The 26,699-nt window shown below is 41.1% G+C and carries 21 protein-coding genes and 2 pseudogenes; 15 read left to right on the plus strand and 8 right to left on the minus strand.

Annotated features, from left to right (window positions below; translation table 11 throughout):
- Positions 1-27: 27 nt before the first annotated feature.
- From E5Y90_RS03800 to E5Y90_RS03820, 5 genes and pseudogenes are all read right to left on the minus strand, one after another.
- Complete coding sequence (locus tag E5Y90_RS03800; protein WP_174659450.1) at positions 28-312, minus strand: hypothetical protein; 285 nt, start codon at positions 310-312, stop codon at positions 28-30.
- Entirely contained in the window at positions 309-1,868 is a 1,560-nt protein-coding gene (locus tag E5Y90_RS03805; protein WP_174659451.1) for a PepSY-associated TM helix domain-containing protein, read from the minus strand. Before E5Y90_RS03805 ends, E5Y90_RS03800 begins: the two co-directional genes overlap by 4 nt.
- Positions 1,869-1,871: 3 nt before the next feature.
- Positions 1,872-2,150: a hypothetical protein gene (locus tag E5Y90_RS03810; protein ID WP_174659452.1), complete on the minus strand. Its 279-nt coding sequence runs from the start codon at positions 2,148-2,150 to the stop codon at positions 1,872-1,874.
- Between the two features lie 43 nt (positions 2,151-2,193).
- Positions 2,194-2,805 (minus strand): annotated as a pseudogene (locus E5Y90_RS17630) (DUF4198 domain-containing protein).
- A 70-nt stretch (positions 2,806-2,875) separates the two neighbouring features.
- Positions 2,876-5,032, minus strand: coding sequence for a TonB-dependent siderophore receptor (locus E5Y90_RS03820; protein ID WP_174659453.1), 2,157 nt, complete (start codon positions 5,030-5,032; stop codon positions 2,876-2,878).
- A gap of 546 nt (positions 5,033-5,578) precedes the next feature.
- Here E5Y90_RS03820 and E5Y90_RS17565 point away from each other — a divergent pair.
- Together E5Y90_RS17565 and E5Y90_RS03830 are read left to right on the plus strand one after the other, a co-directional pair.
- Positions 5,579-5,701, plus strand: a complete 123-nt coding sequence (locus E5Y90_RS17565; protein ID WP_257234962.1) for a hypothetical protein — start codon at positions 5,579-5,581, stop codon at positions 5,699-5,701.
- Positions 5,702-6,013: 312 nt separating this feature from the next.
- Positions 6,014-7,201, plus strand: coding sequence for a hypothetical protein (locus tag E5Y90_RS03830; RefSeq protein ID WP_151206539.1), 1,188 nt, complete (start codon positions 6,014-6,016; stop codon positions 7,199-7,201).
- A gap of 96 nt (positions 7,202-7,297) precedes the next feature.
- Here E5Y90_RS03830 and E5Y90_RS03835 read toward each other — a convergent pair whose 3' ends face one another.
- Positions 7,298-8,281, minus strand: a complete 984-nt coding sequence (locus E5Y90_RS03835) for a LysR substrate-binding domain-containing protein (RefSeq protein ID WP_174659454.1) — start codon at positions 8,279-8,281, stop codon at positions 7,298-7,300.
- Between the two features lie 488 nt (positions 8,282-8,769).
- Between E5Y90_RS03835 and E5Y90_RS03840 the strand changes: the two are divergent.
- The 7 genes and pseudogenes from E5Y90_RS03840 to E5Y90_RS03870 all read left to right on the plus strand — a co-directional run.
- Positions 8,770-10,303: pseudogene (locus tag E5Y90_RS03840) on the plus strand (BCCT family transporter); the annotation flags it as partial.
- 109 nt (positions 10,304-10,412) lie between these two features.
- On the plus strand, positions 10,413-11,327 hold the full coding sequence (locus tag E5Y90_RS03845) for an alpha/beta hydrolase (protein WP_174659456.1): 915 nt from the start codon (positions 10,413-10,415) through the stop codon (positions 11,325-11,327).
- 34 nt (positions 11,328-11,361) lie between these two features.
- Positions 11,362-12,504, plus strand: coding sequence for a carnitine monooxygenase subunit alpha (gene cntA, locus E5Y90_RS03850; RefSeq protein ID WP_174659457.1), 1,143 nt, complete (start codon positions 11,362-11,364; stop codon positions 12,502-12,504).
- 79 nt (positions 12,505-12,583) lie between these two features.
- Positions 12,584-14,035 (plus strand): NAD-dependent succinate-semialdehyde dehydrogenase, encoded by a 1,452-nt coding sequence (locus E5Y90_RS03855; RefSeq protein WP_174659458.1) that lies wholly within the window; start codon positions 12,584-12,586, stop codon positions 14,033-14,035.
- 154 nt (positions 14,036-14,189) lie between these two features.
- Positions 14,190-15,149 (plus strand): carnitine monooxygenase, reductase subunit CntB, encoded by a 960-nt coding sequence (gene cntB / locus E5Y90_RS03860; RefSeq protein WP_151206528.1) that lies wholly within the window; start codon positions 14,190-14,192, stop codon positions 15,147-15,149.
- 245 nt (positions 15,150-15,394) lie between these two features.
- On the plus strand, positions 15,395-16,327 hold the full coding sequence (locus E5Y90_RS03865) for an IS5-like element IS17 family transposase (protein ID WP_099475569.1): 933 nt from the start codon (positions 15,395-15,397) through the stop codon (positions 16,325-16,327).
- 257 nt (positions 16,328-16,584) lie between these two features.
- On the plus strand, positions 16,585-18,282 hold the full coding sequence (locus E5Y90_RS03870; protein ID WP_174659459.1) for an NAD-dependent malic enzyme: 1,698 nt from the start codon (positions 16,585-16,587) through the stop codon (positions 18,280-18,282).
- A gap of 341 nt (positions 18,283-18,623) precedes the next feature.
- Here E5Y90_RS03870 and E5Y90_RS03875 read toward each other — a convergent pair whose 3' ends face one another.
- Both E5Y90_RS03875 and mobR read right to left on the minus strand, forming a co-directional pair.
- Positions 18,624-19,085 (minus strand): DIP1984 family protein, encoded by a 462-nt coding sequence (locus tag E5Y90_RS03875; RefSeq protein ID WP_151204242.1) that lies wholly within the window; start codon positions 19,083-19,085, stop codon positions 18,624-18,626.
- 705 nt (positions 19,086-19,790) lie between these two features.
- On the minus strand, positions 19,791-21,470 hold the full coding sequence (gene mobR, locus E5Y90_RS03880; RefSeq protein WP_174659460.1) for a phenol degradation transcriptional regulator MobR: 1,680 nt from the start codon (positions 21,468-21,470) through the stop codon (positions 19,791-19,793).
- A 414-nt stretch (positions 21,471-21,884) separates the two neighbouring features.
- Here mobR and E5Y90_RS03885 point away from each other — a divergent pair, with 414 nt between their 5' ends.
- The 6 genes from E5Y90_RS03885 to E5Y90_RS03910 all read left to right on the plus strand — a co-directional run bounded on the left by E5Y90_RS03885 (position 21,885) and on the right by E5Y90_RS03910 (position 26,653).
- On the plus strand, positions 21,885-22,178 hold the full coding sequence (locus tag E5Y90_RS03885) for a phenol hydroxylase subunit (RefSeq protein ID WP_151206522.1): 294 nt from the start codon (positions 21,885-21,887) through the stop codon (positions 22,176-22,178).
- A gap of 19 nt (positions 22,179-22,197) precedes the next feature.
- Positions 22,198-23,202, plus strand: coding sequence for an aromatic/alkene monooxygenase hydroxylase subunit beta (locus E5Y90_RS03890; protein ID WP_174659461.1), 1,005 nt, complete (start codon positions 22,198-22,200; stop codon positions 23,200-23,202).
- An 11-nt stretch (positions 23,203-23,213) separates the two neighbouring features.
- Complete coding sequence (locus E5Y90_RS03895; RefSeq protein ID WP_151204246.1) at positions 23,214-23,480, plus strand: MmoB/DmpM family protein; 267 nt, start codon at positions 23,214-23,216, stop codon at positions 23,478-23,480.
- A 93-nt stretch (positions 23,481-23,573) separates the two neighbouring features.
- Positions 23,574-25,109, plus strand: a complete 1,536-nt coding sequence (locus E5Y90_RS03900) for an aromatic/alkene/methane monooxygenase hydroxylase/oxygenase subunit alpha (protein ID WP_151206518.1) — start codon at positions 23,574-23,576, stop codon at positions 25,107-25,109.
- Between the two features lie 104 nt (positions 25,110-25,213).
- Positions 25,214-25,576: a phenol hydroxylase subunit P4 gene (locus tag E5Y90_RS03905; RefSeq protein ID WP_151206516.1), complete on the plus strand. Its 363-nt coding sequence runs from the start codon at positions 25,214-25,216 to the stop codon at positions 25,574-25,576.
- Positions 25,577-25,591: 15 nt separating this feature from the next.
- On the plus strand, positions 25,592-26,653 hold the full coding sequence (locus E5Y90_RS03910; RefSeq protein WP_174659462.1) for an NADH:ubiquinone reductase (Na(+)-transporting) subunit F: 1,062 nt from the start codon (positions 25,592-25,594) through the stop codon (positions 26,651-26,653).
- Positions 26,654-26,699 lie beyond the last annotated feature (46 nt).

A 26,699-nucleotide genomic window follows, 5' to 3' on the forward strand; every position in this document is an offset into this window, starting at 1 on the left:
TATATTTGGACTGAGATATAGTGCAAATCAAATATTCATATTTTTTAAGTTGTTTATTTTTAAAATAAAGATAAAAAGTATAGGACTTAGAAATACCCATACAGCCACAAAGCCAATACTCGGAGTAAACTGTGTGCCTAACAGAAACATCGCGTTGACTAAAAAAATACCCGCAGCAAACCGAGTACATTTAGGATAAGTGGTTAAAAAAGAATAGTGAGATTTTCGGGTTTTTATAATCTGCTTTTCACTTACCGCATAAAAACCAAAACAGCTTAGCCATAAAAGCCCCATGATTGCGATCCATATCATATGGAAGACTCCTGCTGTGCAGCTTTTAGTTTGGTCTGGATTTTCTTAATAGCCTTTTGCTGAATGGGCGTAATTTTCTGGTGTAAAAAGAGAGCAAGAATTGCCAAAATCCATAGCATTAGATCGATCCGTAGAAATGGCCAGTAAGTTGGAAAAGAATCAATATATTGCTGGGAAACTAAATAATAAACATTGATGAGCGGAAGCATGAAAGCGGCACAGATCAGGATTTTAAGTTGCATTCTCCATATATGCTGCTGTGGGGTTACACATGCCAGAATAAAGCTGCCCAACCAAATACTGAAAAAACTATAAATTTCATGATTCGGTGCACCTGCAGGGATGCTGATGAAACGATTTGCATAGAGATATCCCAGCATGGCAAGCGGCAAGCCAATGATTATAGTGATATTCAAACGGTTAACCAAATAGTGGCCGAGATGAAACCGCGCTGATTTTTTCTGTATCTGGCGTTTCAGACTCCAGAGCAGCAGTCCGGAGGCAATCATGCCACAGCCTAATAGGCCAGAGAAAAACAATCCTAAACGTAAAGCAGGCTCGGCAAAACGTGCCATATGTAAACCATACATGCTGGCATTTAAGGTGGCAATTGCACTTTCATTTCGTGTATTTTCAAGCAATTTTCCGGTAGCAGCATTTAAAATAAGTTGTACCTGATTTCGGGTAATCGAATGATCTTTGAGTTGAGTCAAGGTTATTTGTGCCAGCTGGGTATTGGGCTGCTTGACCGTGATATGGTCAAATTCTGCCTGTCCCCAATGTTGCTGCGCCGTGGTGATGAAATGTTGAACTGGCAGCATCTCGGTTTTCACATGTGCCACAGGCTTTGCTAATACATTGACCGTGCGAATTTCTTCAAAATATTGAAAGGGATTATCTGAATACAGTTTTTTCATACCAGAAGGCAGCACTATATAAAAGAAAATCGCCAACCCGGTAAATGTCATGGTCAAAAAAAACGGCAGGGCAATCACTGAGCTGACATTATGAAAATCCAGATAGGAGCGCTGTCCTTTAAGGGCTCTTAGGGTAAAAAAGTCTGTTAATATTTTTTTATGGGTGATAATTCCTGAAATCAGAGTCAGTAACATGATAAAGGCCGCAATTGTCACAATAAGGCGACCAATCGTGTAGGGCATACCGTAGAGCTGAAAATGGAAATTATAGAAAAAATCGCCCCCTTGTGTGGCTGAGAGGTTTAATTCTTTTCCTGTTGAGGCATCCAGGGTTTTGACTTCATAGCCGCCATCTGCTTTTTGCCAGTAGACTTTATTCACAGGTGAGTCTTGATTGGCGACTCCGATATACCAGTTTTGGGCGTCCGGTGCATGCTGCTGTAAATAGCTGTAAGCAGATTTTAAAGCAGTTTCCTGACTGACTTGTATTGAGGCAAATTCAGGCTGCATCCATATACTGATCTCATGTCGGTAATAGGTGACCGCGCCTGTTAAAAAAATGCCGAAGAGTAACCAGCCAAAGCTTAAACCTAACCATGAATGTAACCATGCCATGGATTGACGGACAGATTTATGCATGGTTTAACCTATGAAGCGGGAGAAGAGAAATAAAATAAGTAAAGGAATCAGGCTATAGATAGAAAGCTTTTTTAAGCTTTGGATACAGAAAATTCCAATCACAAAACAGACATAAAAAATCAGGGCAGTAAAGGCGGCCAAATAGACAGACTCAGCTTTAGGCAAATAAGCTTGTAAAAAGTAAGCCAGATCGAGTGCGATTAAATAACTGCACACGTAGCCAATACCAAAGACCATGCCTAAGCGATAGAGAATGGCGAGTGGCTGCACTACAGAAATCATATTTGGCCTTGAATAAATCTATACTGATGAAAATCTAAAAAACTTAATGAACAAAACTTAAAGTCGTGACCAGATACTGTTTTTTATAGGCCTGCTGATTCAACTTTCCTACCTTGTCTGCTTCTTTACCGACTTCAATGACATATTGACCTTTCCATGGCGTGGCGATCGTAATCTGGCCTTGGCTGTTGGTGGTGTATTTCTTTAGCCAGAATTGCGGAGAAAAGACTGTGACCTCAACATCAGCAGCAGGTTTACCCTGATACAGTACCGTAAATATATTGCTGTTGATTTGGGTCGGGACAATATCCAGTTCTGACTCTGCTTTCAAGTTTTGTCTGCCGGATTTGGCATGCTAGCTCAGCAATGATTCTCCATAGATCAATTCATGAATGAGTTGGACATCTGTCTGGCCTTGGGTCGCATAGAGCAAATGATCCTGTCGCATTTGAGGACTAAATGTTTTTTTGGCCTGAAGGGCCTTTGCCTGATTGAAAGACTTCAGGGCACCTTGCTACGTTTCTTTAAGCTGTTCACTATACTCACCAAAAAAAGCATGAGTCTGCATATCTTTACCACGTTCCAGCCAAAGCATATGCGCCTGAGTTGAAAGTGTCATAGACAGTCCAATGGTCAAAGCGATCATTTTTTTCATTTGTTTTACCTGTTTTGTGTATTTATCGATGATTTAGCCCTGAACATGTCGTCAAGGCTAAGCTTGAAAATCAGTATTTAAATTTCACGGCAACGCTGTAATTCGCTGGTGCACCATAAAAACCTTGCTGATTCGGGAAATTGAACAGATATTTTTCATTGGTCAGGTTATTGCCATTGGCTTGCAAGGTCATATGCTCATTCAGCTCATAGCTGGCCATTAAGTTCACGAGGGCGTAGGCATCCTGCTCAATAACTCCAGCTTTCTGGGTAATTACGCCATTGGTTGTTGCTTCAGGCACATCCAGATAGGTTCGGTCCTGCCATTGCACCCCAAGGCCCAGTTTCAGTTTTGGAATTTGTGGTACCTGATAAGTGGTTAGGAGATTAAAAGATTGGGTTGGATTGAAAGTACGCGCATCGCCGCCATTGATTAGATCTTTCAGGCTAAATTGGGTATAACCAAAGCTTAAGTTTAAATGGTCGGTCAGTTGTCCCGCCAAGTCGAACTCATAGCCTTGGGAACGTAGGTTACTGACCTGAGTCTTGCGTAGAGTCGGAATACCATCAGAATCACGAAGTGGATAATTACTTTGCTCGGTTCTAAACACAGCCATGGTGGCGGTAAGCTTGTCATCTAGCCAGGAACTTTTCATTCCGACTTCATAGCTTTCACCTTCGATCGGTTTGTTAATGCTGCCATCCATTGCTTTGGTGGTTTGCGGACGGAAAAGCGAGGTATAACTCAGATAACCTGTATATTCAGGGCTAAAGTTATAGGTTAGACCGGCATATGGTAAAACTTTATCTTCATCATAAATGGTGTCGGTCCCATAACTGCTACCACTGCTCTCAGCCTGAATATAATTGGCACCTAAAAGAAGTTTGAGATCATCATTCAGATGCAGTCGGGTTGCAGCATAAAGACTTTGGTTCTTCTGACGGATATGCATTTCACCACTGGTTTTCGACATATCCCAGGTTGGCTCTTCTGGTGTAAAGCTGGCTAAATCTGTGGTCAGCGGATTGGCAAAGCTGCCAGCATAACCCAATTCATCTAGACTATTCTTAGCCCATACATAGCCCAATGAGGCTTCATGGCGTTGTCCCCAAAGTGGATAGGTGCCGCTAAAACTCAGGCTGGCTTGTTGTTCTTTATTGTCATCAATATACATGCCTGGATATAGGGTGATGCTTGAAGTGCCATTTGCACCAGGTTTTCCGGACAGAAACAAGAGTTTTGAATCGCGTTGTGTTCGTTTTTCATCATAAATCAGTTTGGCTGTCCAGTCGCCTGCCAGCTTTTGCTCAAGCTCGGCAAAGTAACTTTTAATATTGCTGTTCCAATAAGTCCAGTCTGGACTATAATTATAATTTCGTGAATAACTGAGCTGCTTACCTTCGGTATTGATCAGCGGATTAGAACCCCAATTGACACCATTCGGCTTATGGTTGGTTTCGGTATAGCCAGCAGTCAATAAGGTAGTGTCAGTTACCTCTGCTTCCAGAACAGCCCCTATGCCGTTCTTTTCCAGTTTATAACGATCCAGATAGCTGTCGCCAGTCTGTTGATAACCAAATACACGGCCTCTCATTTTCCCATCTTCGGTCAGGGCAGAAGATATATCTGCTTCATAGCGCTGCGTATTCCATGAGCCATAGCTAGCATTCAATACTGCCTGAAGTTCCTGAGTAGGGCGTTTACGGATCATGTTAATGGTTGCGCCGGGATCACCAATTCCATTATTTAAGGCATTTGCACCTTTGACTACTTCGACGCGGTCAAACAAGAAGCTGTCAGGATTATCATTATTATAATTATAGCCTTCGAATGGAATGCCAACGCCATCGACTAAGAGATTTGAAATTTCGAAACCTCGGGCAAGGTAGGAGGTCCGTTCTGTTTCCTGATTACTAACTGTGATCCCTGGGGTATTACGCAGCACATCTCGGGTATTGTCTAATGCAAAATCATCCAGCTGCTGGCGGGTGACGACATTGACTGTTTGCGGCGTTTCTTTGAGTGAAATATCCAGTTTTGAGGCAGTTGAAGAGTTTTGGATGATATAGCTTTTGCTTTGTTCAGAACTCTCTAAGTCTGCTAAGGATTGAGTAGTAATAGTAATCGTTGGTAATTGCTGAGTCGTATCGGCAAAACTTTGCTGGCTAAGTAAAATAGCAACGCTAATACAAGATAGATTAAATGATGAAGGAACAGTATAAGACATTTTAGTTAATGCAAATGATAATGATTATTAATAATATTATTGTTCATTGGGTCTTAAAGCAATATCAACATAATAGGAAATCTAAATTAAAAATGAGTTAGTGATAGGTAAATCGACAACCAAGACTTTGATGTAGGGAGTAGGGCAATAAAGTATTATTATTCAAAAAATGGTATTACTTGAGTTTTGTTCTTGAACTCATTTTTATATCCTGCTCTATAACTTTTCAAACCCTTAATTCGAATTTGAACAATATTTAAAGTTAAATCAATACACTAAACCTAATTGGGGTCAAAATTAGATCAGTCATTTTTTATTTAATAAAAAATATTTAAAATGAATGGCTTAGGTTTTTGAATTCAATTGTTGCCCCTCTACCAAATACCCAACAAAACATGGCAAAATACGCCAAGTTTTAAAACGAAGAGGCTTGATTCTAAAGGGATTGAGCCTTTTTCTTGCCTGAACATAACCTAGTATAACTAGCCATAGTGTATAGGTGTCTTGTGCATTGCAAGATTTATTGAATCCGCTGGTGTACAAGCCATGAAGACAACTGATATAAAACGCCGTCTTTTATCGGATAAGGTATTAGCTAAACTTGAGCCTGAATCAAAAGAGTATCGAGAGCAGGATGGCACAGACTTATATATTTCGTGTGAAGCCTGACGGTAAAAAGCAGGGTTATTCAGATATAAAAAGCAGATGGTAAGTGGTCATGGCTAGGTATAGGTAGTTGTCCCGAACTATCAGGAGCAGGCATCATTTGCATCTCGACGGGATAAGCTCAGAATCCTTTGAGGCAGCTTCAAAATGAGGGGGTCTCATGTCTGGGATATTGCGAGCAGTCCATAATGACTTTGACAAGAGACCTAATATCTTTAGATTAAATCCATAGTGTGAAGATTATAATTATAGATGGTGTATTGATTGCGTAGGTGTTTGTGGTCAAGTTATACGTCTTTTATCAAGGTGTTTACAATGAGAAAAATATTGCTTAGCTGTTGGTTCATTGGTCTGTGGGGCAGTTCATTTACCTCTACATATGCAAATGATTTAACTTGGGGGAGCAATCAGGCTGAAGTTGGCCAATTATCCATCACGGGGGCAATTCGTACTCGCTACCAATCTAAAGATTTCGTTGATGAGGCTTATGAAGGAACTAACAATGATTGGAAACTTGCAGATTTAAAACTTGTTTTGAATTATGAAAATCCGACCTGGCTTGCTCAGAGTGATGTGCGTTGTTATCAATATGACCGATTATGTGATGCTGTATTTTTACATAGTGCATGGTTAGGCTATAAAGTTGATAAAATGCAACTTTTAAGTGCAGGCCTGCAACCTGTCGATTTTGGTTTTGGACGCTTTTGGGGCAGTAGTTATTACGAAACATTATTTAATACACTGGGTTATGAAGATGTACATAATCTGGGTCTCAAATATCAATTGAAACATCCGGATTATAATTTAACTTTAGGTTATTACCCAACGGATGGTGGTAATTTTAAAGGAACATCCAAAGATGCCAGCCGTTATACAGGCAACTTTGTCGAAGCGGAGGATCTGGAAAACGGAACCCATATTCAAGAAAAAAATATGTGGGTGGCGCGTGTATCAAAAAATATTACCTGGGATACAGAAAGTCATTTTTCCTCCGAAATTGGTGGCTCGATTTGGTATTCAGACTTAGACAATAGAATAACCCAGGAAACCGGACATAAAACTAACTGGAATATCTTCACTACCACTCAGTATCAAGCTTGGCAGTTCATGCTGTTGGCTGGGCAGCAAAAAATAAATAATAAGGATCAGCTGATGCCTCACAGTTCAACTTTGGGTGCATTTGATTATACGTATAACATTGCTAATGATGGTGAATATGTTATGGCTGAGTTGAATTATAATCTTAAAAATGACTTTAAAAATATCACGGGGATTAAGCCTTATTTATCCTATAGTCAATTTTTTAAAGATGAGTCAGGTTATAAAGACTCAAATCGGATTATTACTGGTTTAGCCTTTAATTATAAAAAAATTGGTGTACAAGCAGAATATATTTGGTCACGAAATGATGCCATGATCGGTGGAAGTTCAAAAGCTTTGGCGGAAGGCGATAATAATGAATGGAATAAACTTTTATATTTGGCAGTTGGTTATTATTTCTGAGCTGAGCAGTTTACATAGTTCTGAAAAATAATATAAAAACAGGGTAATTCGTGGAAACGGTTTACCCTGATTGGAGGGAAATAAGACATATTAAAATTATAAAAACACTTTTTCAGGAGGAAGAATGACTTGTTCTGCTTTAGCGAGAACAGGTTTGCCTCGAGTTAAGGTATTTAAATGCTGTAGACGGTTAAGTAATTGCGCTTGAATAAACAAAATACAAGTTTTTAATTTCGATGAGCTACGCAGGCGTGAATGATAAACTGCCCAAATATCCGCATCCTGCCAATAGCTCGTTAAAATATGTTGTAACTTTCCTGTGTGTAATTCCTCCATTACATCCCAGATCGAACACAGCATAATGCCCTGATCATCCATCACCAATTGTTTGATAATTTCGCTGTTATTTGAAGTGAATTTCGGTGTAATGGCAATCGACACATCTTCCATCGGGCTGCGTAATTTCCATGCATGGCGTGACTGATCACGTTCTTGAACGGCTAAACAGCTGTGATTTGCAAGTTCATCTAAATCATCAGGTTCGCTGTTCATTTGTAAATAGCGTGGTGAGGCACACAAAATCCGAAAATTCGACAATAATTTTTTAGCAATCATATTGGGTGAGATATCATTGCCAACAAAAATATCTAGATCTAGGCTGTGTTGAATCAGGTCTACCGTATGGTCAATGGTATTGAACTGAATATCTAACTCCGGATACATGGTCATCAGTTTCGATAAAATTGGCGCAATATGGCTACGTCCAAATCCAAAGCTACTGACAATATCAATACGTCCTGTTGGGGTATTTTGCGGATTATTGATCAAATCACTGAGTTCATCAAACTCATTTAAAATATTGGATACTCGTTCCAATATTAATTTTCCATCTTCAGTCAAACTGACATGTCGTGTACTGCGGTGAAACAAGGTGCAGTTTAAATTATTTTCTAAAATATTAATTCTTTTACTGACATAAGCAGGCGATGCACCTAATTCATCTGCTGAAGCAACAAAACTTTTTCGTTTCGCAACGACACAAAAGACCTTTAGGTCTGAAAGATTTGGCAGATTATTCACGATTCGTGTCCATTGGGTTAATGATTACCTTGTTGATCTTTGATGCGCAAAAAAGCATCTTAGCGCCTGAGGAATGTACTAAGAAGCAAAGTGGGTGGTGTAGCAAAGATCTGGAAAATCGTAACGATGACAGATGAGAGGATTTGTAGAGGGTTTTACCATAAGGCATACAGTGAGTAAAGATCATTGATCTAGATCAATTGGGTTGAAGTGCTGTTACTAAGGGTAAAAGCAATATTTCTCTTGATATTTAAGATTAATCTATTTTGATTTTTATGATTTTAAAACGCGATGCCATTTTGCTTTTGAGTTTGTCAGTTAAGACATGATGTAGGCGCTTACACATGTATTCATTCATGGCGTTACAACAATCAGTTTGACCGTAGGCTAAGAACGGATGACGTGATAGATGCAACGATAGTATCAATCATGGGGCATTTGTAGGGTTGATCAACTGCGATTGTGCGCATCAATAAGGATTTATGAATATGGACAGTAAACCCAATAAGGTGAAAATGGATAAGGTGCTGGCAACAGTCAGTTTATCTATTGTTTTCCTGTCGGTTATTGCGCTTTCAGTGTATTCGAAAGAATCAATTGCATTTGCAGAAAAGATTTTATTTTGGAGTACCTCACTTTTTTCTGCGCCAGTTCTTTTGTTCGGCTTTTTTGCCTGTGTATTTGTGGCGGGCTTAGCATTCAGCAAATATGGACATATCAAGCTCGGTGAAGGGAAACCTGAGTACAGCACGTCTTCGTGGATTTTCATGTTTATCTTGGCAGGTCTAGGCTCATCGACATTATATTGGGGCTTTTTAGACTGGGCATATTATTATCAAACACCAGGTTTGAATATTACACCTCAAACACCTGAAGCATTGAAATACAGCGTGCCCTATACCATGTTTCATTGGACGATTAGTGCATGGTCAATTTATGCTTTAGCATCTATTTCAGTATGTTATAGCTTTCATGTACGCAAAAATAAAGGCTTGAGTCTGGCATCAATTATCGAGTCGATCACAGGTTTTAAAGCCACAGGCATAGTTGGGCGCTCAATTGACTTGTTGTTCTTACTGTGTATGTTTGGTGCTTTAACGATTTCACTCGTTCTTACCGCAATTACGTTTACGAATATTTTATCGGCATTGACAGGTATTCCAAATACTTTCATGACCAATGCCATTATTGTACTTTTTGTATCTGTTTTATTTGCTCTAAGCTCTTATGTGGGTATGGACAAAGGCATGCAACGCCTGAGTTCAATGGTGTGTTATGCGGTTTTCGCATTTGCGCTGTATGTTTTCTTCTTTGGTCCTAGCCAGTTCATTTTAAATAATACCATTACCAGTATTGGTTTAATGTTTAGCAACTTTGTCAGCATGAGTTTATTTACCGACCCATTGGGCGATGGCAAATTTACCCGTGAATGGACGGTATTTTACTGGTTGTGGTGGACGTCTTATGCACCAGGTGTAGCATTATTTGTCACCCGAGTATCAAAAGGTCGCACGATTAAAGAAGTATTACTTGCCATGGTACTTGGTGGTAGTGCTGGGATGTGGATTTTCTTTGGCATCATGGAAAATTACAGTATTTACCAGTTTTTACATGGTGTGGTGAATGTCCCTGAAGTGTTGAGCACTCAAGGGGGAGAGGTGGCGATTGCACAGCTCTTGAACCTCTTACCAGGCGGCACATTGATGATGTGGATCTTCTTGGCAATTATGGTGATTTTCCTTGCAGCACACATGGATGCAGTGGGTTATGCCGTATCAGCAACCTGCTCTAAAGGCTTGCAAGAAGGACAAGATCCTTCACAAAATGTGCGTCTGTTCTGGTGTGTGATGCTGACTTTAGTGCCCTTGGCGATGATTTTTTCCAAAGCACCTTTAGATACCATGAAAGCAGCAACCATCGTCACAGCTTTACCTTTCATTATCATTATTTTGGTACAGACTTTTGGTCTGGTGCGCTGGTTACGTGAGGACTATGCAAAATTGCCCTCTTATATGATTGAAAAAGGTGAGAAAAGCGACACGCTCAAACGTATTCAACAAAGTAATGAAACACTGATTCAACAAGCATTGAACAGTGAATTAAAGTCTGAGCATGAAAGGAAGTCTGTGTGATGGAAAATAGTCAGCCAATTCTAACCGAAGAGATGCACATGTTTGATTATTGGAGTGGTGTATATAGCCCTGCTGATCAACATATTGACTCTTTGCGTGCAGCTTATGATGCTTTTCAGCAACATTACACCTTACCGCGCACGGAAGGCATGTGTATCGAAGATCATACTTTGACACTACCGACGCATCGCATCGACATGCGTGTGTTCTCACCTGAAGATATTGAACCCCTAACCGGTTGGTCATGGATTTTTTATGTACATGGTGGAGGCAATGTGGTGGGAGGTGCAGACTCACATGAATATATTGCCCGCCAATTGGCACGTGATCTTAAAGTCAAAGTCTTTTTAGCTGAATATGGTTTAGTGCCTGAGTTTGGCTGGACGCAAGGACAGCAAGATTGTCTGGATGTTTATCAACTTATTTTGCAACAAGCAGAAAAATGGAATATCCGTCCTGAGCATGGTGCAATTGTGGCAGATGGTTCAGGCGCTGTGCTTGCATTACAAGTGCAACAAGCACTATCAGCACAGCAACAACCGAAAGCATTGGTATTAATTTTCCCATCATTTGTAACTCAAAACAGCGCAACGCATCAACCACAAAGTTTGATCTATCAAATTGAAGATCAACATTTGATGCAAACATGGACAGGGGTGTCAGCACAACACGCGTTGCGTACTGTGCCCCAGCTAAAACATGCTGTGCCAAGCAGTTTTATTGCATTGACGCAATATGATGTATGTCATGGGGCAAATTTAGACTTGTTGGAAAAATTAAAGCAGCTCAATACCCAAGTAGACGTTTATACAGGCATGGGTTTAAGGGGCAATTGTCTGCCTTTACTCCGTGATTGTTATGCAGTTGCTTCAGTGTATGAGGCATTACTGAAATTTTTACAGCCTAATTTTTAAAAAATCAGAATTCAATTTTAGTGAGGAGAATGTGATGAATTCACTTGAGAAAATTCCTACTGTCGAAGCAGTGGATACATTACCTGAAGATTTTTGTCAGGATGCAGACAATGCTTGGACAATTCCAAAAGCATTCTATACGTCTAAAAAAGTATTTGAAAAGGAAGCCGCAGAAATCTATGCAAAAAGTTGGATTTGTGTAGGACATTGCAGCGAAGTTGCAACACCAAACCAATATTTCACCCGTAAAATTATTGGTGAAAATATCATCGTGATTCGTGGTAAAGACAGTGTCTTACGTGCATTTTATAATGTGTGCCCACACCGTGGACATGAGTTATTAACAGGTGCGGGTAAATCTAAAAATGTCATCACTTGCCCATATCATGCATGGACATTCAAATTAGATGGCTCATTGGCATTGGCACGTAACTGTGAAAATGTTGCCAACTTTGACAAAGAAGGTTCAAACCTTGTGTCTCTAAAAGTTGAAGAGCATGCGGGTTTCATTTTCATCAATATGGATCCTGAAGCAACGTGTGTTGCTGATCAATTGCCTGGTTTTGCTGAAAAATTAGCCGAAGCATGTAAGGTTGTAAAAGATCTTAAACTTGCAGCACGTTTTATTACAGATACCGCAGCGAACTGGAAACTCATCGTTGATAACTACATGGAATGCTACCACTGTGGTCCTGCACACCCTGGCTTCTCGGACTCTGTACAAGTCGATAAATACTGGCATACGATTCATGAAAACTGGACTTTACAGTTTGGTTATGCACGTTCTTCTGAAAAATCATTCAAATTAGATCCATCGATTGTTGATCCGTCTTTCAGTGGTTTCTGGACTTGGCCTAGTACGATGTTCAACGTACCACCAGGTGGTGATTTCATGACTGCAATTTACGAATTCCCAGTGGATGAAGAAACTACATTACAGCACTACGACATCTATTTCTTAAATGAAGAATTGACTCAAGATCAGAAAGATTTGATCGAATGGTACAAACATGTGTTCCGCCCAGAAGATTTAAATCTAGTTGAGAGCGTACAACGTGGTTTAAAATCAAGGGGTTACCGCGGTCAAGATCGTATCATGACTGATAAACAACGTTCAGGTATCAGCGAGCATGGTATTGCTTATTTCCAGAGTCTTGTAGCCAAACATCATCAATAATTTGATGAACGACACTTTTGGGTTAGGAATAAGCCCATTCTTATTTCTCAACCCAAGACGCTAACTATAGGAACAAACAATGTCAGCATTACAAGAAAACGCGTTATTCCAACAATCTGCTTTTATTGCGGGACAATGGGTTAATGCCGATGACCAAGATCGTGTGATTGTCACTAACCCAGCCACAGATGAAGAAATTGGTTCGATCCCCAATATGGGACAAGCCGAAGCGCAACACGCAATTGAATGTGCTTATGACGCTTTGCAGTCTTGGAAAGCTTTAACTGCACAAGAACGTGCCGATTTACTATTACTATGGCACAAACTCACTTTAGAGCATGCCAATGAACTTGCTCAAATCATGACGATTGAACAAGGGAAGCCACTTGCTGAAGCTTTAGGTGAAGTGAAATATGCAGCTTCATTTATTCAATGGTTTGCCGAGGAAGGCAAGCGTGTTTATGGCGATGTCATTCCAACCACCAATGCAGGTCAACGTTTCTTAGTCACGAAAGAGCCTGTGGGTGTTGTTGCTGCAATTACCCCGTGGAATTTCCCATTGGCCATGATTACACGCAAAGCTGCACCAGCACTTGCTGCGGGTTGTACCATTGTGATTAAACCTGCCAATGAAACACCTTATTGTGCTTTAGCGATTGCAAAATTAGCTGAAAAAGCTGGTATTCCAGCAGGTGTGATCAATGTGGTGACAGGTAAATCTGAAGCAATCGGTTCAGTCTTTACCACGCACGAAAAAGTAAAAAAACTGACGTTTACAGGCTCTACACCTGTAGGTCGTTTGCTTATGCAGCAGTGTGCGCCAACCATTAAAAAGCTTGCGCTAGAACTGGGGGGGAATGCACCCCTGATCGTCTTTGAAGATGCTGATTTAGACAAAGCAGTTCAAGGTGCGATGTTGGCAAAATACCGTAACGCAGGGCAAACCTGTGTATGTGCTAACCGTATTTATGTGCATAAAAATATCTATGCTGCATTTACTGAAAAATTTGTCGCTGCGGTACAGGCTTTAAAAATTGGCAATGGTTTGGATGCAGGTGTGCAAATTGGGCCATTAATTAATGAAAAAGCTGTACTCAAAGCTGAAAAACTGATTGATGAAGCATGCAGCAAAGGTGCAAAAATTGCCTGTGGTGGTCAGCGTCATGCATTAGGCCATAGCTTTTTTGAGCCAACGATTTTGACCAATGTCGATCAAAGCATGGAAATTGTCTCTGAAGAAATCTTTGGACCTGTTGCACCTTTGATCGATTTTGAAACTGATGAAGAAGTGATTGAACAAGCCAATGCCACAATTTACGGCTTAGCGGCTTATATCTATACCGAAAATATTTCTCGTATTTTTAAGGTTTCAGAGCAACTTGAATATGGCATGGTGGGTATGAACTCTACTGCTATTTCTAATGAAGTTGTACCTTTTGGTGGGGTGAAACAGTCAGGTATTGGTCGTGAAGGTTCTAAATATGGTTTAGAAGAATTTATGACCATTAAATATTTATGTTTAGCGGTTTAATTTTTTATTTCGTATAAAGAGTTCATTTTATTGCGCTAAATTTCCCAAACTTTGAGTGGCATTTTAGCAATGTCACTCAGGATTTTGGGGAATATGTTTTCCAAAATTAAAGACTGTGCATGCAGTATTTTATGCTAAAAATCAGGATTTACAGATGACTGACAGTTATCAAATGTTTCCCTCTGTTGTTACAGCAGTCGAACAACTTACGCCATTGATTAAACGTTTTACTTTTAAACGTCAAGATGGTGAAAACTTTCCAGCATTTACTGGCGGAAGTCATATCATTGTCAAAATGAATGACAAACTTTCCAATGCTTATTCATTGATGAGCAATGCCAATGATTTATCGACCTACCAAGTATGTGTCCGTAAAGATGTGGAAGGAAAAGGTGGTTCTGTATTTATGCATGATCACTGCGTGCAAGGCTTTCAACTTGAGATTTCTTCGCCAAAAAACCTATTTGAATTGGCACAGACAGGTGAGAAACATATTCTGATTGCGGGTGGGATCGGAATTACGCCATTCTTACCACAGATGGACGAATTGGCTGCACGCGGAGTAAATTATGAATTACATTATGCATTCCGTTCACCTGAACATGCGGCTTTGCTAAGTGATTTAAAACAAAGTATTCATGCTGAATATATTTACAGTTATATCGACAGTGAAGGTTCACATTTAGATTTAAATACACTCATTGGTTCTCAGCCCAAAGGTACCCATGTTTATGTATGTGGACCAAAACCCATGATTGATGCGGTGATTAATACCTGTAATCAGCACCGTTATCGTGATGAATATATTCATTGGGAACAGTTTGCCTCAAGTGCGCCTGAAAATGCTGAATCGTTTACTGTCATTTTAGCAAAATCAAATCAGCGTATTGAAGTGATGGCAGATCAAACTATTTTACAAGCGATCGAAGCGTTGAATGTGGACGTCGAATGCTTATGCCGAGAAGGTGTCTGCGGAACGTGTGAAACTGCGATTTTACAAGGTGAAGCGGAGCATTTTGATCAATATTTAGATGATGATGAAAAAGCATCACAACAAAGTATGATGATCTGTGTTTCTCGTGCGAAAGGCAAAGAAATTACATTGGATCTTTGATTTTTAATAATTTTTTATATATTAAAATAGATGGGCATAATATAAATCTCTGTAAGATAGTTTTATTATGCTCATCATTTTAAATTAAGGGATGAATGTTTAAAAATAAGTAAATTTATAAATACTATATTTTTATGGCTTTGTTGTATAAACCTATTATTCAAGGTCTCATCAACACTATAATTTCAAAGGGCTTTGTTGCACAAACCTATCTGTAAAGGCTTTTTCAGCGATATAATTTTCAAATGAAGAAGCCTACACACAAAATCTACCGCACAACCAATTGGCCCGCATATAACCGAGCACTCATGAGTCGCGGAAATATTGCCATTTGGTTTGATCCTGCTACGCAATGGTATGCTCCATCAAAAGGCAAACAAGGGCGAAATCAAACCTACTCCGACGCAGCTATCCAATGCTGCTTAATGATTAAATCTCTATTCCGTTTGTCTTTACGTATGGTCACTGGCTTTGTGCAAAGTCTGATTAAACTTTGCGGATTAAATTGGACCGCACCAGATTACAGTACGCTTTGTAGAAGACAAAAGCATATTGATATTGCAATCAGCTACCAAAAAAGTAGCGATGGGCTGCATCTACTCGTAGACTCTACAGGCATGAAGTTTCTAGGTGAGGGCGAATGGAAACGCAAGAAACATGGAGCTGAATATCGTCGCCAATGGCGTAAACTACATATTGGTATAGATGCCAAAACCCTACAAATACGCGCTATTCAGCTCACAACCAATAATGTCAGTGATTCACAGGTGCTTGGTGATTTACTTAATCAGATTCCACAAGATGAGCAGATTGACTCTGTTTATACCGATGGAGCTTATGACACCAAGCAATGCCGTCAGGTCATTGCAGATCGGCAAGCGCATGCGGTGATTCCACCTAGAAAAAATGCGAAACCATGGAAAGATACAAAGAGTAGCTCGCTAGAGCGAAATGAATTACTTCGAACAGTTAAACATTTAGGCAGGACATTATGGAAAAAATGGTCAGGCTATCATCGCCGCAGTTTGGTGGAAACCAAGATGCATTGCATCAAATTATTAGGCGATAAATTAATGGCAAGAAGCTTTCCTAGTCAGGTGAATGAGATCCATGCACGTGTAGCAGTCCTTAACAGATTTACGGAATTAGGTCGCCCACTTACCCAAGTTACGCCTTAAATTTGGATCAATTAGGGGCGCTTTGCATTTCAAATCTTTGTGCAACAAAGCCATTTCAAAGTGAAGAAGCTTATATTCAAAACTTACCGTACATCCAAGAGTCTTTCGTATAACTCCGTATTGAGTGAAAGATATTGCTTATTTTATTAAATTTATAAATGGCCTGTTTTTAATAATCAAGTTATTAAATACATAGATCAGCACTAAAGGGGTTAAGATGAGAAAGTTTATTATTTTTAATTTTATGTGAGTCAAAAGTGAATACTAATCAAAATCCTGATCGTCCACTTTATATTCCATATGCAGGCAATACTTTACTTGAGTTGCCTCTACTGAATAAAGGGTCAGCTTTTTCAGAAGAAGAGCGTATAAACTTTAACTTAAAGGGGCTTATCCCTCAAGTTATTGAGAGTATTGAGGAACAAAGTCATCGCTCATATCAGCAGTATCGTACCTTCAATGAAGATATTAATAAGCATATTTATCTAAGAAATATTCAAGATACCAATGAAACCCTGTTCTATCATTTAATTGAAAATCATTTAAGTGAAATGATGCCAATTATTTATACCCCGACTGTAGGGGAGGCATGTCAGCGCTTTTCAGATATTTATCGTCGCCATCGCGGTATTTTTATTTCATACCCAGATCGCCATCATATTGATGACATTTTACATAATGTAAACCGGAGAAATGTCAAAGTAATCGTGCTTACAGACGGTGAGCGCATTTTGGGATTAGGTGATCAGGGAATTGGTGGAATGGGAATCCCGATTGGAAAATTATCTTTATATACTGCCTGTGGCGGTATTAGTCCTGCCTACACACTGCCCATTACTTTAGATGTGGGAACCAATAACCAGCAATTATTGAATGATCCGATTTATATGGGCTGGTCTCAACCACGTATCACTGGGGATGAGTATTTTGAATTTGTAGATAAAGTGATCCAGGCGATCCAGAGAAGATGGCCGCAAGCACTGATTCAGTTTGAAGATTTTGCCCAGCATAATGCGATGCCTTTGTTAGAAAAATACCGGGATCAGGTATGCTGTTTTAATGATGATATTCAGGGAACAGCTGCTGTAGCAGTTGGAAGCCTGATAGCAGCTTCACATGCATCCAATCAACAGTTAAAAGATCAAACGGTTGCCTTTTTAGGCGCTGGATCGGCCGGTTGTGGTATTGCAGAGCAGATTATTGCCCAGATGGTAGCAGAAGGTCTGACCGATGCCGAGGCAAGAAAACGGGTATTTATGGTTGACCGCTTTGGCCTGATCACAGAAAATCAGCCAAATTTACTGAATTTCCAAAGAAAATTAGCTCAAGATCTGAAAAATATTGCTGGATGGGCGGAGGCTGAACAGACCATATCCTTGCTGGATGTGGTTAAATTTGCCAAACCCACGGTGTTAATCGGGGTTTCTGGGCAGCCCGGCTTATTTAGCAAAGATATTATCACTGCCATGGTGCAGAACTGCGAATCTCCAATTATTTTTCCTTTATCGAATCCAACCTCTCAAGTGGAAGCTGTGCCTGCTGATATTATCCAGTGGACACAGGGCAAGGCACTGATTGCTACCGGTAGTCCATTTGCACCCGTCAATTATCACGAAGAGATTTATCATATCTCTCAATGCAATAATTCTTATATCTTTCCAGGTATAGGGATGGGGGTTATTGCTTCAGGGGCTACACGCGTGACCAATAAAATGCTGATGGCATCCAGTAATGCTCTGGCAGAATGCTCGCCAAAATTAACAGATCCAAAAGCAAATTTACTTCCGGAATTGGATCAGATTCAGCATATTTCGAAAGTGATTGCTTTAAAAGTCGCTCAGGCTGCCATGGAAGAAGGGGTTGCTCCAAAGCTGACTTTGGAAGAGTTGGAGGAAAAAATTAACAGTAATTTCTGGCGTCCTCAATATCGTAAATATCATCGTATTACATTTTAAGGATGAGTAGGTTGTATTAACAACAAGTTTTTAGAAGCTAAAGCTTGAGGAGTGTGGGCTATTAAGAGCAAGTAAGATGCCAGCGTTCCGGAAAATCTTATTTTAATTAAAGAAGGTGAACATACTGTCAGTACATGGTAGTGCCTGGTCAAGGGTGACTTTGCTTTCGCAAAGACTTGAAGAATGCTAAGTGATGGATTGAGGAGTGCTTAAGGTTTTAAGCTGATCCACTCGCTTTGCAGGCCACTACACTTTATTTGCAATCCTGTGTTGTGGAAGTAGGGGATCTTGTACTCGCCCAGTATGTTCGCGTTGAATTATAACCTGAAATCAGAGAGATTTCAGGTTTCGAGCAAGTCAATTTTCCAGTTGCTGGCTTGAATTAAGACGTTTAAATCACGTAGTTTTACACTAATATCATCGGCTTGTTTCTGTAAGGAAGAAACAGGAATGACTTTATGCCATTTGATCTCACGTGTACTGTAACGATCGGGTTCACGAGAACTACTACTGATGGCGGCCGTTAAGACTTTATGACACTCTACCAGCTCATCACGCAAAGTAAGTAAGGCCAGCAAAGAACGACCATCACTTAACTTTGTTAGGGCATTGGTTTGATGAATGGCATACACCAGTTTCTGGGATTCTTGAGTAAGGGCAAATACCTGTTTTAACAATTCATTGGGATCTTCCGAGGGTTCATCCCCATCCTGTACCAGTACATTTGCATTGATACGTTGCTTAAGTGACGCAAGTTTTTTTTGTTGATCACTTCTAAGCAAAAGAGCTTCTGCTAATTTCATTTTTCACCTGTGAATGGTTTTCTTGATTTCATTACTGAGTGGCATGGTTTTTACTTTAGCGCCAAGGAGGGATGAGACAAAGCAAAAACTGTAAATCAAAACACGAATAGACTGATAGGAGCTTCTATTCAAAAGAAAAAATCTGGCGTGAGATTCTGAAGTTTATATCGTCAGCATTATATCACTTAGATCAGCATGTGAAGTGCACCACCATGTGATTATAATACTACCTGACTCGAACTTTTAAAGCCGGGTCTTTTTCTTGGGTGATGATTTAAACGTTGATTGATTTCTGAGAGATATTCATTCGTCTAGGTCTTTAAATTAGTGCTTTTTCTAAAGTATGCCGACATTTTTAGTTCAGAATTCAGCCTATAAAGGCAGTCAAATATAAAGACCAGCTAAAGCAACCGCACTTTGATAATTACCCTTGAGCTGGTCATATTAATTAGTAATCCTTCCAAACTGTTTTTTAGCAGCATGTTTGCTAAATAACCTAACTATATTCATAAACTTGTTGTGTTAAAAGCGCTGATTAGGTTTCTAGAAAATAACGTTTAGCTTATCGAATTCTTGAGCTAAAACTCGCCTATCCACGCTAAGCATTGTAACCGCTTACAGGGTTTCAGGGCTGGCGACCTCAGGAATTGTGCGTTATGTTAAAAAAGACGCTCTGAGTCAATCTCATCTTTATAAATGATACATTTAAATAAATTGATACTTTTTCAGCCGGTAATCCAGCTTTGCCCTGCTAATACCTAATAAACGTGCTGCTTCAGAAATATTCTGTTTGGCTGTATGCATGGCGGTTTGAATTAACTGCTGTTCATGCTGCTCCAGATCAAATCCTGTGGTCAGCATTGTAGCTAAATCCTTGGCAGGGTACTCAGTCTGATGATCCTCCATCTGGGTGTGCATTTGTGGGAACAGGGCATGCAGTTTAATCAGTTGCTGATCTTCGGTCAGCAGTACTGCGCGCTCCAGCAAATTTTCCAGCTCGCGGATATTACCCGGCCAGGCATAAGTTTGCATAAAAGCGGTGGCTTTTTCACTTAGCCCCTGAATCTGTTTGTCATACATCTTCTCAAAGCGTTTTAAAAAATGATCGACCAAAAGCGGCAGATCTTCACGGCGTTCCCTTAATGGGGGAATCTGTACAGGAAAAATATTCAAACGATAATAGAGGTCGGCACGGAAACGGCCTGCCTTGACGGCCTGTTCCAGATCTTCGTTGGTGGCAGTAATGACCCTTACATCAACATGCCGCGTTTGTGAATCGCCCACGCGTTCAAACTCGCCTTCCTGCAAAATTCGCAGTAAAGCAGCCTGGGCGCGAGGGGAAAGTTCAATCACCTCATCTAGAAAAATGGTGCCGCCGTGCGCACGTTCAAACTTGCCTAAGCGGGATTGATGCGCCCCTGTAAATGCACCTTTTTCTACCCCGAATAATTCAGACTCAATCAGTTCAGGAGGAATGGCGGCACAGTTTACGGCGACAAAAGCATGTTCTTTACGTTGACTCAGTTCATGTACACCACGGGCAAAAGCCTCTTTACCCACTCCTGTTTCACCTTGCAGTAAAATCGATACTTTGGCCCCGGCGGCGGCTTTGAGTAAGTCACACACCCGTTGATAGGCTGCAGACTGCCCAACCGAGCTGAACATGCTGTAGTCATTTTTACTGGTCGTATAAATCGACTTTTTTAGTTCAAATAATTCAGACTGTAAGGCAATCAGTTCCTGTTCCATCGGTTCTGGCGACATAAACTGGATCAGTTCATCAGCATTTTCCCATTCATGCAGAGGCTTGCCAATAATACGGCAATGGGCATGTCCACAGGCTTTGCATTCAATTTCTTGATAAATAATGGTCATGCCCGTGGCAAAACTGCTATAGCCACAGGCATAGCCCAATAACATCCAGCAGGACGGTTCATCATCCCGTCCAAATTGCTCAAGATGTACATCGGCTTCAAACGAATTGAACCAGTTTAAATCGGCATAAAACTGTTTTTTCTGGTGATTTAAAATCAGCTGATTGGCTTCGACTTTGACCATGCCACGAATCCCGTGCATTTGTGGTCCTGCCATAAATGCCTGCTCTTCATTTAAACCCGGGCGCATTTTGGTGGTCACTTCAGCATCTTTTAATCCGGCCTGATAACCCAGACGGATAAAAAAGCGTTTGGTGCGTTCTAGACCAATCATGTTGGCCAGATCTTTACGCAAATACCCCATGAGGCTGGTATGCATCAGCAGCATACGATATTCATCAAACCAGATTTGTCCATGTTCAGTGTCAAAATGCAGTTTGGAAAGCAGGTCATGAATTTCCTGAGGATAGGCTGCGTATTTTCCGTTGTTGGCGTATTTTACTTGTACCATGCGTCGTGTTTAATCCATTAAATTCGATGCCATCTGTCATCTTAGGCAAAATCCCTGAAATTCATAATACCTAAACGGTATCAAGTTAAATCTTAAAGGTATGACGCTATATCCATATGTTTTTATTATTTTTATTTATTCTGTTTCTAGTGAGACTGGCCCTAGTCTAAGGGTAATTTTTTGTATCACTCCACTTTATATTTCATCAAATCATGAAATTCACTTATTTAAAAAAATAAAAATTCATCAAATCATGAAAAAATAATTCTGATAAAAATACTCTTATTTTATAAGATTTTGATTCTATTGTTTTTTATAAAGTTGGCACGCTTGTTGTAATAGTAAAACCAAGCAGCAGATGCATGAAGCAACTGAAGCAAGCTCTGAATGAATCAGATCTTGTAGGAGAACAACATGAAGGATGCAACAGGCACTTTACCCTTAACCAAATATATTCGGGTGACCGGGGATATTCAGGCCGCATTTGTCGAGTTCGACTTTGCCATTCACGATCCCACTTTATATGTGGAACTGGTGTTACCGCAGCAAGCCTTTCGCGAGTTCTGCGCAACCCATCAGGTGGTGGAAATGAGCGAACAACAACAGGCCGTGAATGATGCCGAAGAAGACAAATGGCGTTATGGCATTGAGCACCAGACCTTAGTCGGTGCACAGCGCTACAACATTGATCATGAAGATCAACACTGAATGCTTAAGGAGATAAGCGATGACTTTAGAAATCAAAACAGCGGGTATTGAACCGATTCGTCAAAACTATGCCTATATTGAGCGCCGTTTTGGCAACAAGCCTGCCACCCGTTACCAGGAAGTCAGTTTTGATATTCAGGCGGAAACCAACTTTCATTACCGTCCGTTGTGGAATCCGGACAAAACCTTAAATGATAAAACCTACACTGCCATTGAAATGCAGGACTGGTATGCTTTTAAAGATCCACGCCAGTTTTATTACGGTACTTATGTGCAGCACCGTGCGCGTTTGCAGGATATTGCCGAAAGTAATTTTAGCTTTTTTGAAAAACGCCAATTGGCAGCGCATATTTCTCAAGAAGTCAAAGCCAAAGTCATTGCGCTATTTTTACCGTTTCGTCATATCGAACAAACAGCCAATTTACACATGATGTCCGGCAGTGCCTATGGTTATGGCACGGTACTGACCCAAGCCTGTATTTATGCCGCGATGGACCGTTTAGGCATGGCGCAGTACATTTCGCGTGTTGGTTTGGCCTTAGATGGCAATACGGGTGACGCTTTAATTCCAGCCAAACAGGCATGGATGCAGGATGAAGCTTGGCAAGGGCTACGCAAGCTGTGTGAGCAAAGCTTGACGGAGCAAGACTATTTTAAACTGTTTTTATTACAGAACCTGGTGATTGACAGCTTTATGACCGAATTGGTCTATACCCAGTTTGATCAGTGGCTGGCAGAACATCAAGCGCGTGATTTGGCCATGCTGACTGAGTTTATGCAGGAAGCCTTGGCTGATTTACGCAAATGGTCAGACAGCGTATTTAAAACTGCTGCAGCAGAATCTGAACACAACAAACAGTTATTGAGCCAGTGGTTAGCAGACTATTTACCTGAAGTGAAAGCAGCATTTGCCCCGTGGGCAGCGCAGGTCCTAGCGGCCGATGCAGTCGAAATTGCAGAACAAAAACTGCTGGAGCGCAGTAAAAAAATTGGCATCGAACTTGAAAAAACTTTGCAGGCTTAAGGAGAAGCAGCATGTCTAAGGTTTATCTCGCACTACAGGACAATGATACGTCACGCTACATCATTGAGGCGATTGAAGAAGACAATCCAGATGCCAGCATTCAATACCTGCCAGCCATGATTCGGGTAGAAAGCGAAACCGGTCTGATTGTCAAAGCAGAAACGGTCTCTGAAAAGCTTGGACAGGATTGGGATATTCAGTCTTTACAACTCAACATGATTACGTTGGGTGGCAATGTCGAAGAAGATGACGACAGCTTCCGTTTGCACTGGAACTAACAATAAGGATGTGCACTGCGCCAATCATTGGCACAGTGCCAGCAGAACATATTGCTGCATAGATTGCCGCTCAAAAATTTAAGGATGATGAACATGAATTCACAAGTTAAAACCCCGGCAAAAAAACTAAATGCCAAAGATCGCTATCGCGCGTTAACACGTGATTTAGACTGGGACTTTTCTTATACAGATCGTAAAGAAGCGTTCCCTTATGAAGAATTTGAAGGCATTAAAATTACCGACTGGTCCAAATGGGAAGATCCATTTCGTTTAACCATGGATACCTACTGGAAATATCAGGCTGAAAAAGAGAAAAAACTCTACGCTATTTTTGATGCGTTTGCACAAAACAATGGTCAGTTAAACGTGAGCAATGAGCGTTATTTAAATGCCATCAAACTGTTTTTAACTGCGGTTACCCCACTTGAATATCAGGCGTTCCAAGGTTATGCCCATGTAGGGCGTCAGTTTAGCGGAGTCGGGGCGCGTATTGCATCACAAATGCAGTCAATTGATGAATTACGTCATGTACAGACTCAAATTCATGCCATGAGCCATTACAACAAATTCTTTGATGGTTTCCAGGACTGGTCGCACATGCATGACCGCGTTTGGTACCTGTCTGTACCAAAATCTTTCTTTGAAGATGCGCGCTCTGCCGGGCCGTTTGAATTCCTGCTGGCGATCAGTTTTGCCTTTGAATATGTCTTGACCAACTTGTTGTTCGTACCGTTCATGTCCGGTGCTGCCCATAATGGTGATATGGCCACCGTGACCTTTGGTTTTAGCGCGCAGTCGGATGAAGCCCGTCACATGACTTTAGGCTTGGAAATCGTCAAATTCTTGCTGGAACAGCATGAAGACAACGTGCCAATTGTGCAGGAATGGATTGATAAATGGTTCTGGCGCGGTACACGACTGTTATCTATTGTCGGCATGATGATGGATTACATGCTGCCAAACAAAGTCATGTCATGGAAAGAAGCCTGGGAAACTTATTTTGAAGAAGCGGGAGGAGCATTATTTAATGATCTGAGCCGTTACGGTATTCGTATGCCGAAATATTCAGAAGTGATCACCAAAGAGAAAGAACACGTATCGCATCAGGCATGGTGGATTTTTTATAACTTTGGTCATGCAGCCGGTTTCCATACCTGGATTCCAACTGATCAGGAGATGGACTGGCTCTCTGAAAAATATCCAGACACTTTTGATAAGTATTACCGCCCACGCTGGGAACTGGCACGAAAAATGGAAGCGGAAGGCAAGCGCTTTTATAGCTCAGGTTTGCCACAACTCTGCCAGATTTGCCAAGTGCCGATGACCTTTACCGACATGGAAAATGATCCAACCCTGTTTACTTATCGCGAGTCGATTTATCAAGGCGAGCGTTATCACACCTGTTCAGATGGCTGTCACGATATTTTTGAGCGTGAACCGGAAAAATATGTACAGGCATGGTTACCAGTCAACCAGATTCTACAAGGCAATTGTGGTGGCTTGGATTTGGAAAACATGTTGCGTGAATACTACCGCTTCAATGTCGGTGCAGACAATCTGGATATTGAAGGCTCACCAGACCAGCAGCGCTGGAAAAAATGGAAAGGTGAGAAAGGTGATGCAGCTTAAAGCGCATTACATATCCAACGAGTAGTTTATTTCAAGATTTACATTTAAAAGGATTTGGGTTTGAGCCATTAGGGCTCAAACCACCCCCAATACGGAGAATGACCATGGCAATACGCGCTATTCGCCCAGATTACGACTTTGAACCACGCGATCTACAAAAACACTATGGCGATAACATTTTGATTTATGTGGGTTGGGATCATCACACCTTATATTGTGCCGCCCATGCCATGCTGGTTTCACCGCAGCAGACTTTTCAGGAGTTTCTGGATCAGCAAATGCAGGCGGGTTTTCATCAGCATCCTGACTTTGAACACATTAACTGGGACGAAGTGCAATTTAAGCTGAATCAACAAGCCATTCAGCCACGCCCGGAACAGACGCTGGCAGAAATTGGTTTCGATCATAAATCTCTACTTCGCTTTGTAACTCCAGGATTAAAGGGTTATCAGGGTGCGCATGTTTAAGACAGGAGGTCACAGATGAGCTATCAGGTCACAATTGAGCCAATTGGCACCACCATTGAAGTTGAAGAAGATCAAACCATTTTAGATGCCGCTTTACGTCAGGGCGTGTGGTTACCATTTGCCTGCGGGCATGGCACCTGCGGTACCTGCAAAGTGCAGGTGACGGACGGTTATTATGATGTGGGCGAAGCCTCACCCTTTGCCTTAATGGATCTGGAGCGTGAAGAGCAGAAGGTCCTGGCATGCTGCTGTAAGCCTGAGTCGGATATGGTAATTGAAGCCGATGTCGATGAAGATCCAGATTTTCTGGGTTATCTGGTACAGGACTACCATGCCAAAGTGCTAGACATCCGCGATTTATCCCCGACCATTAAAGGCCTGCGTTTACAACTAGATCGGGACATGGAATTTCAGGCGGGACAGTACATTAATGTGCAGTTCCCAGATATTGAAGGGACACGTGCTTTTTCGATTGCCAATGCACCCAGCCAGCCCGGTGTGATTGAACTGCATATTCGCCATGTGGTGGGCGGCAGTGCAACCACTTATGTACATGAGCAACTGGCAGTAGGCGATGAGCTGGAAATCTCCGGACCATATGGACAGTTCTTTGTGCGTAAATCAGATCAACAGGATGCAATCTTTATTGCCGGCGGTTCTGGTTTGTCGAGTCCGCAATCCATGATTCTGGACTTACTCGAATCCGGTGATACTCGCACCATTTACCTGTTCCAGGGGGCGCGTGATTTAGCCGAGCTCTATAACCGTGAGCTGTTTGAACAATGGATTAAGGATTATCCAAACTTCCGCTATATTCCTGCCTTGAATGCACCTAAAGCAGAAGATCACTGGATCGGTTTCACCGGCTATGTCCATGAAGCGGTTGCTGACTATTTTGAACAGCGTTGTGCTGGACACAAAGCCTATTTATGTGGTCCACCGGTCATGATTGATGCTGCCATTTCTACCTTAATGCAAAGCCGGTTATTTGAGCGGGATATTCATACTGAACGTTTCTTAAGTGCTGCCGATGGTGCCGGTGGACAGTCACGTTCAGCGTTGTTTAAGCATATTTAAAGATATTTTAGCCCGTTATTTTATAAAAAAACTCACAAAACAGGTC

The sequence above is a fragment of the Acinetobacter sp. 10FS3-1 genome (genome assembly GCF_013343215.1).
Taxonomy (GTDB): Bacteria; Pseudomonadota; Gammaproteobacteria; order Pseudomonadales; family Moraxellaceae; genus Acinetobacter; species Acinetobacter lwoffii_C.

Coding starts and splice junctions, on each gene's coding strand:
- E5Y90_RS03910 (WP_174659462.1), top strand. CDS start 25,592: ATGAGCTATCAGGTCACAATTGAGCCAATTGGCACCACCATTGAAGTT.
- E5Y90_RS03805 (WP_174659451.1), bottom strand. CDS start 1,868: ATGCATAAATCTGTCCGTCAATCCATGGCATGGTTACATTCATGGTTA.
- E5Y90_RS03900 (WP_151206518.1), top strand. CDS start 23,574: ATGAATTCACAAGTTAAAACCCCGGCAAAAAAACTAAATGCCAAAGAT.
- E5Y90_RS03845 (WP_174659456.1), top strand. CDS start 10,413: ATGGAAAATAGTCAGCCAATTCTAACCGAAGAGATGCACATGTTTGAT.
- E5Y90_RS03810 (WP_174659452.1), bottom strand. CDS start 2,150: ATGATTTCTGTAGTGCAGCCACTCGCCATTCTCTATCGCTTAGGCATG.
- E5Y90_RS03865 (WP_099475569.1), top strand. CDS start 15,395: ATGAAGAAGCCTACACACAAAATCTACCGCACAACCAATTGGCCCGCA.
- E5Y90_RS03895 (WP_151204246.1), top strand. CDS start 23,214: ATGTCTAAGGTTTATCTCGCACTACAGGACAATGATACGTCACGCTAC.
- E5Y90_RS03905 (WP_151206516.1), top strand. CDS start 25,214: ATGGCAATACGCGCTATTCGCCCAGATTACGACTTTGAACCACGCGAT.
- E5Y90_RS03830 (WP_151206539.1), top strand. CDS start 6,014: ATGAGAAAAATATTGCTTAGCTGTTGGTTCATTGGTCTGTGGGGCAGT.
- E5Y90_RS03890 (WP_174659461.1), top strand. CDS start 22,198: ATGACTTTAGAAATCAAAACAGCGGGTATTGAACCGATTCGTCAAAAC.
- E5Y90_RS03855 (WP_174659458.1), top strand. CDS start 12,584: ATGTCAGCATTACAAGAAAACGCGTTATTCCAACAATCTGCTTTTATT.
- E5Y90_RS03875 (WP_151204242.1), bottom strand. CDS start 19,085: ATGAAATTAGCAGAAGCTCTTTTGCTTAGAAGTGATCAACAAAAAAAA.
- E5Y90_RS03885 (WP_151206522.1), top strand. CDS start 21,885: ATGAAGGATGCAACAGGCACTTTACCCTTAACCAAATATATTCGGGTG.
- E5Y90_RS03800 (WP_174659450.1), bottom strand. CDS start 312: ATGATATGGATCGCAATCATGGGGCTTTTATGGCTAAGCTGTTTTGGT.
- cntB (WP_151206528.1), top strand. CDS start 14,190: ATGACTGACAGTTATCAAATGTTTCCCTCTGTTGTTACAGCAGTCGAA.
- cntA (WP_174659457.1), top strand. CDS start 11,362: ATGAATTCACTTGAGAAAATTCCTACTGTCGAAGCAGTGGATACATTA.
- E5Y90_RS17565 (WP_257234962.1), top strand. CDS start 5,579: ATGAAGACAACTGATATAAAACGCCGTCTTTTATCGGATAAGGTATTA.
- E5Y90_RS03820 (WP_174659453.1), bottom strand. CDS start 5,032: ATGTCTTATACTGTTCCTTCATCATTTAATCTATCTTGTATTAGCGTT.
- mobR (WP_174659460.1), bottom strand. CDS start 21,470: ATGGTACAAGTAAAATACGCCAACAACGGAAAATACGCAGCCTATCCT.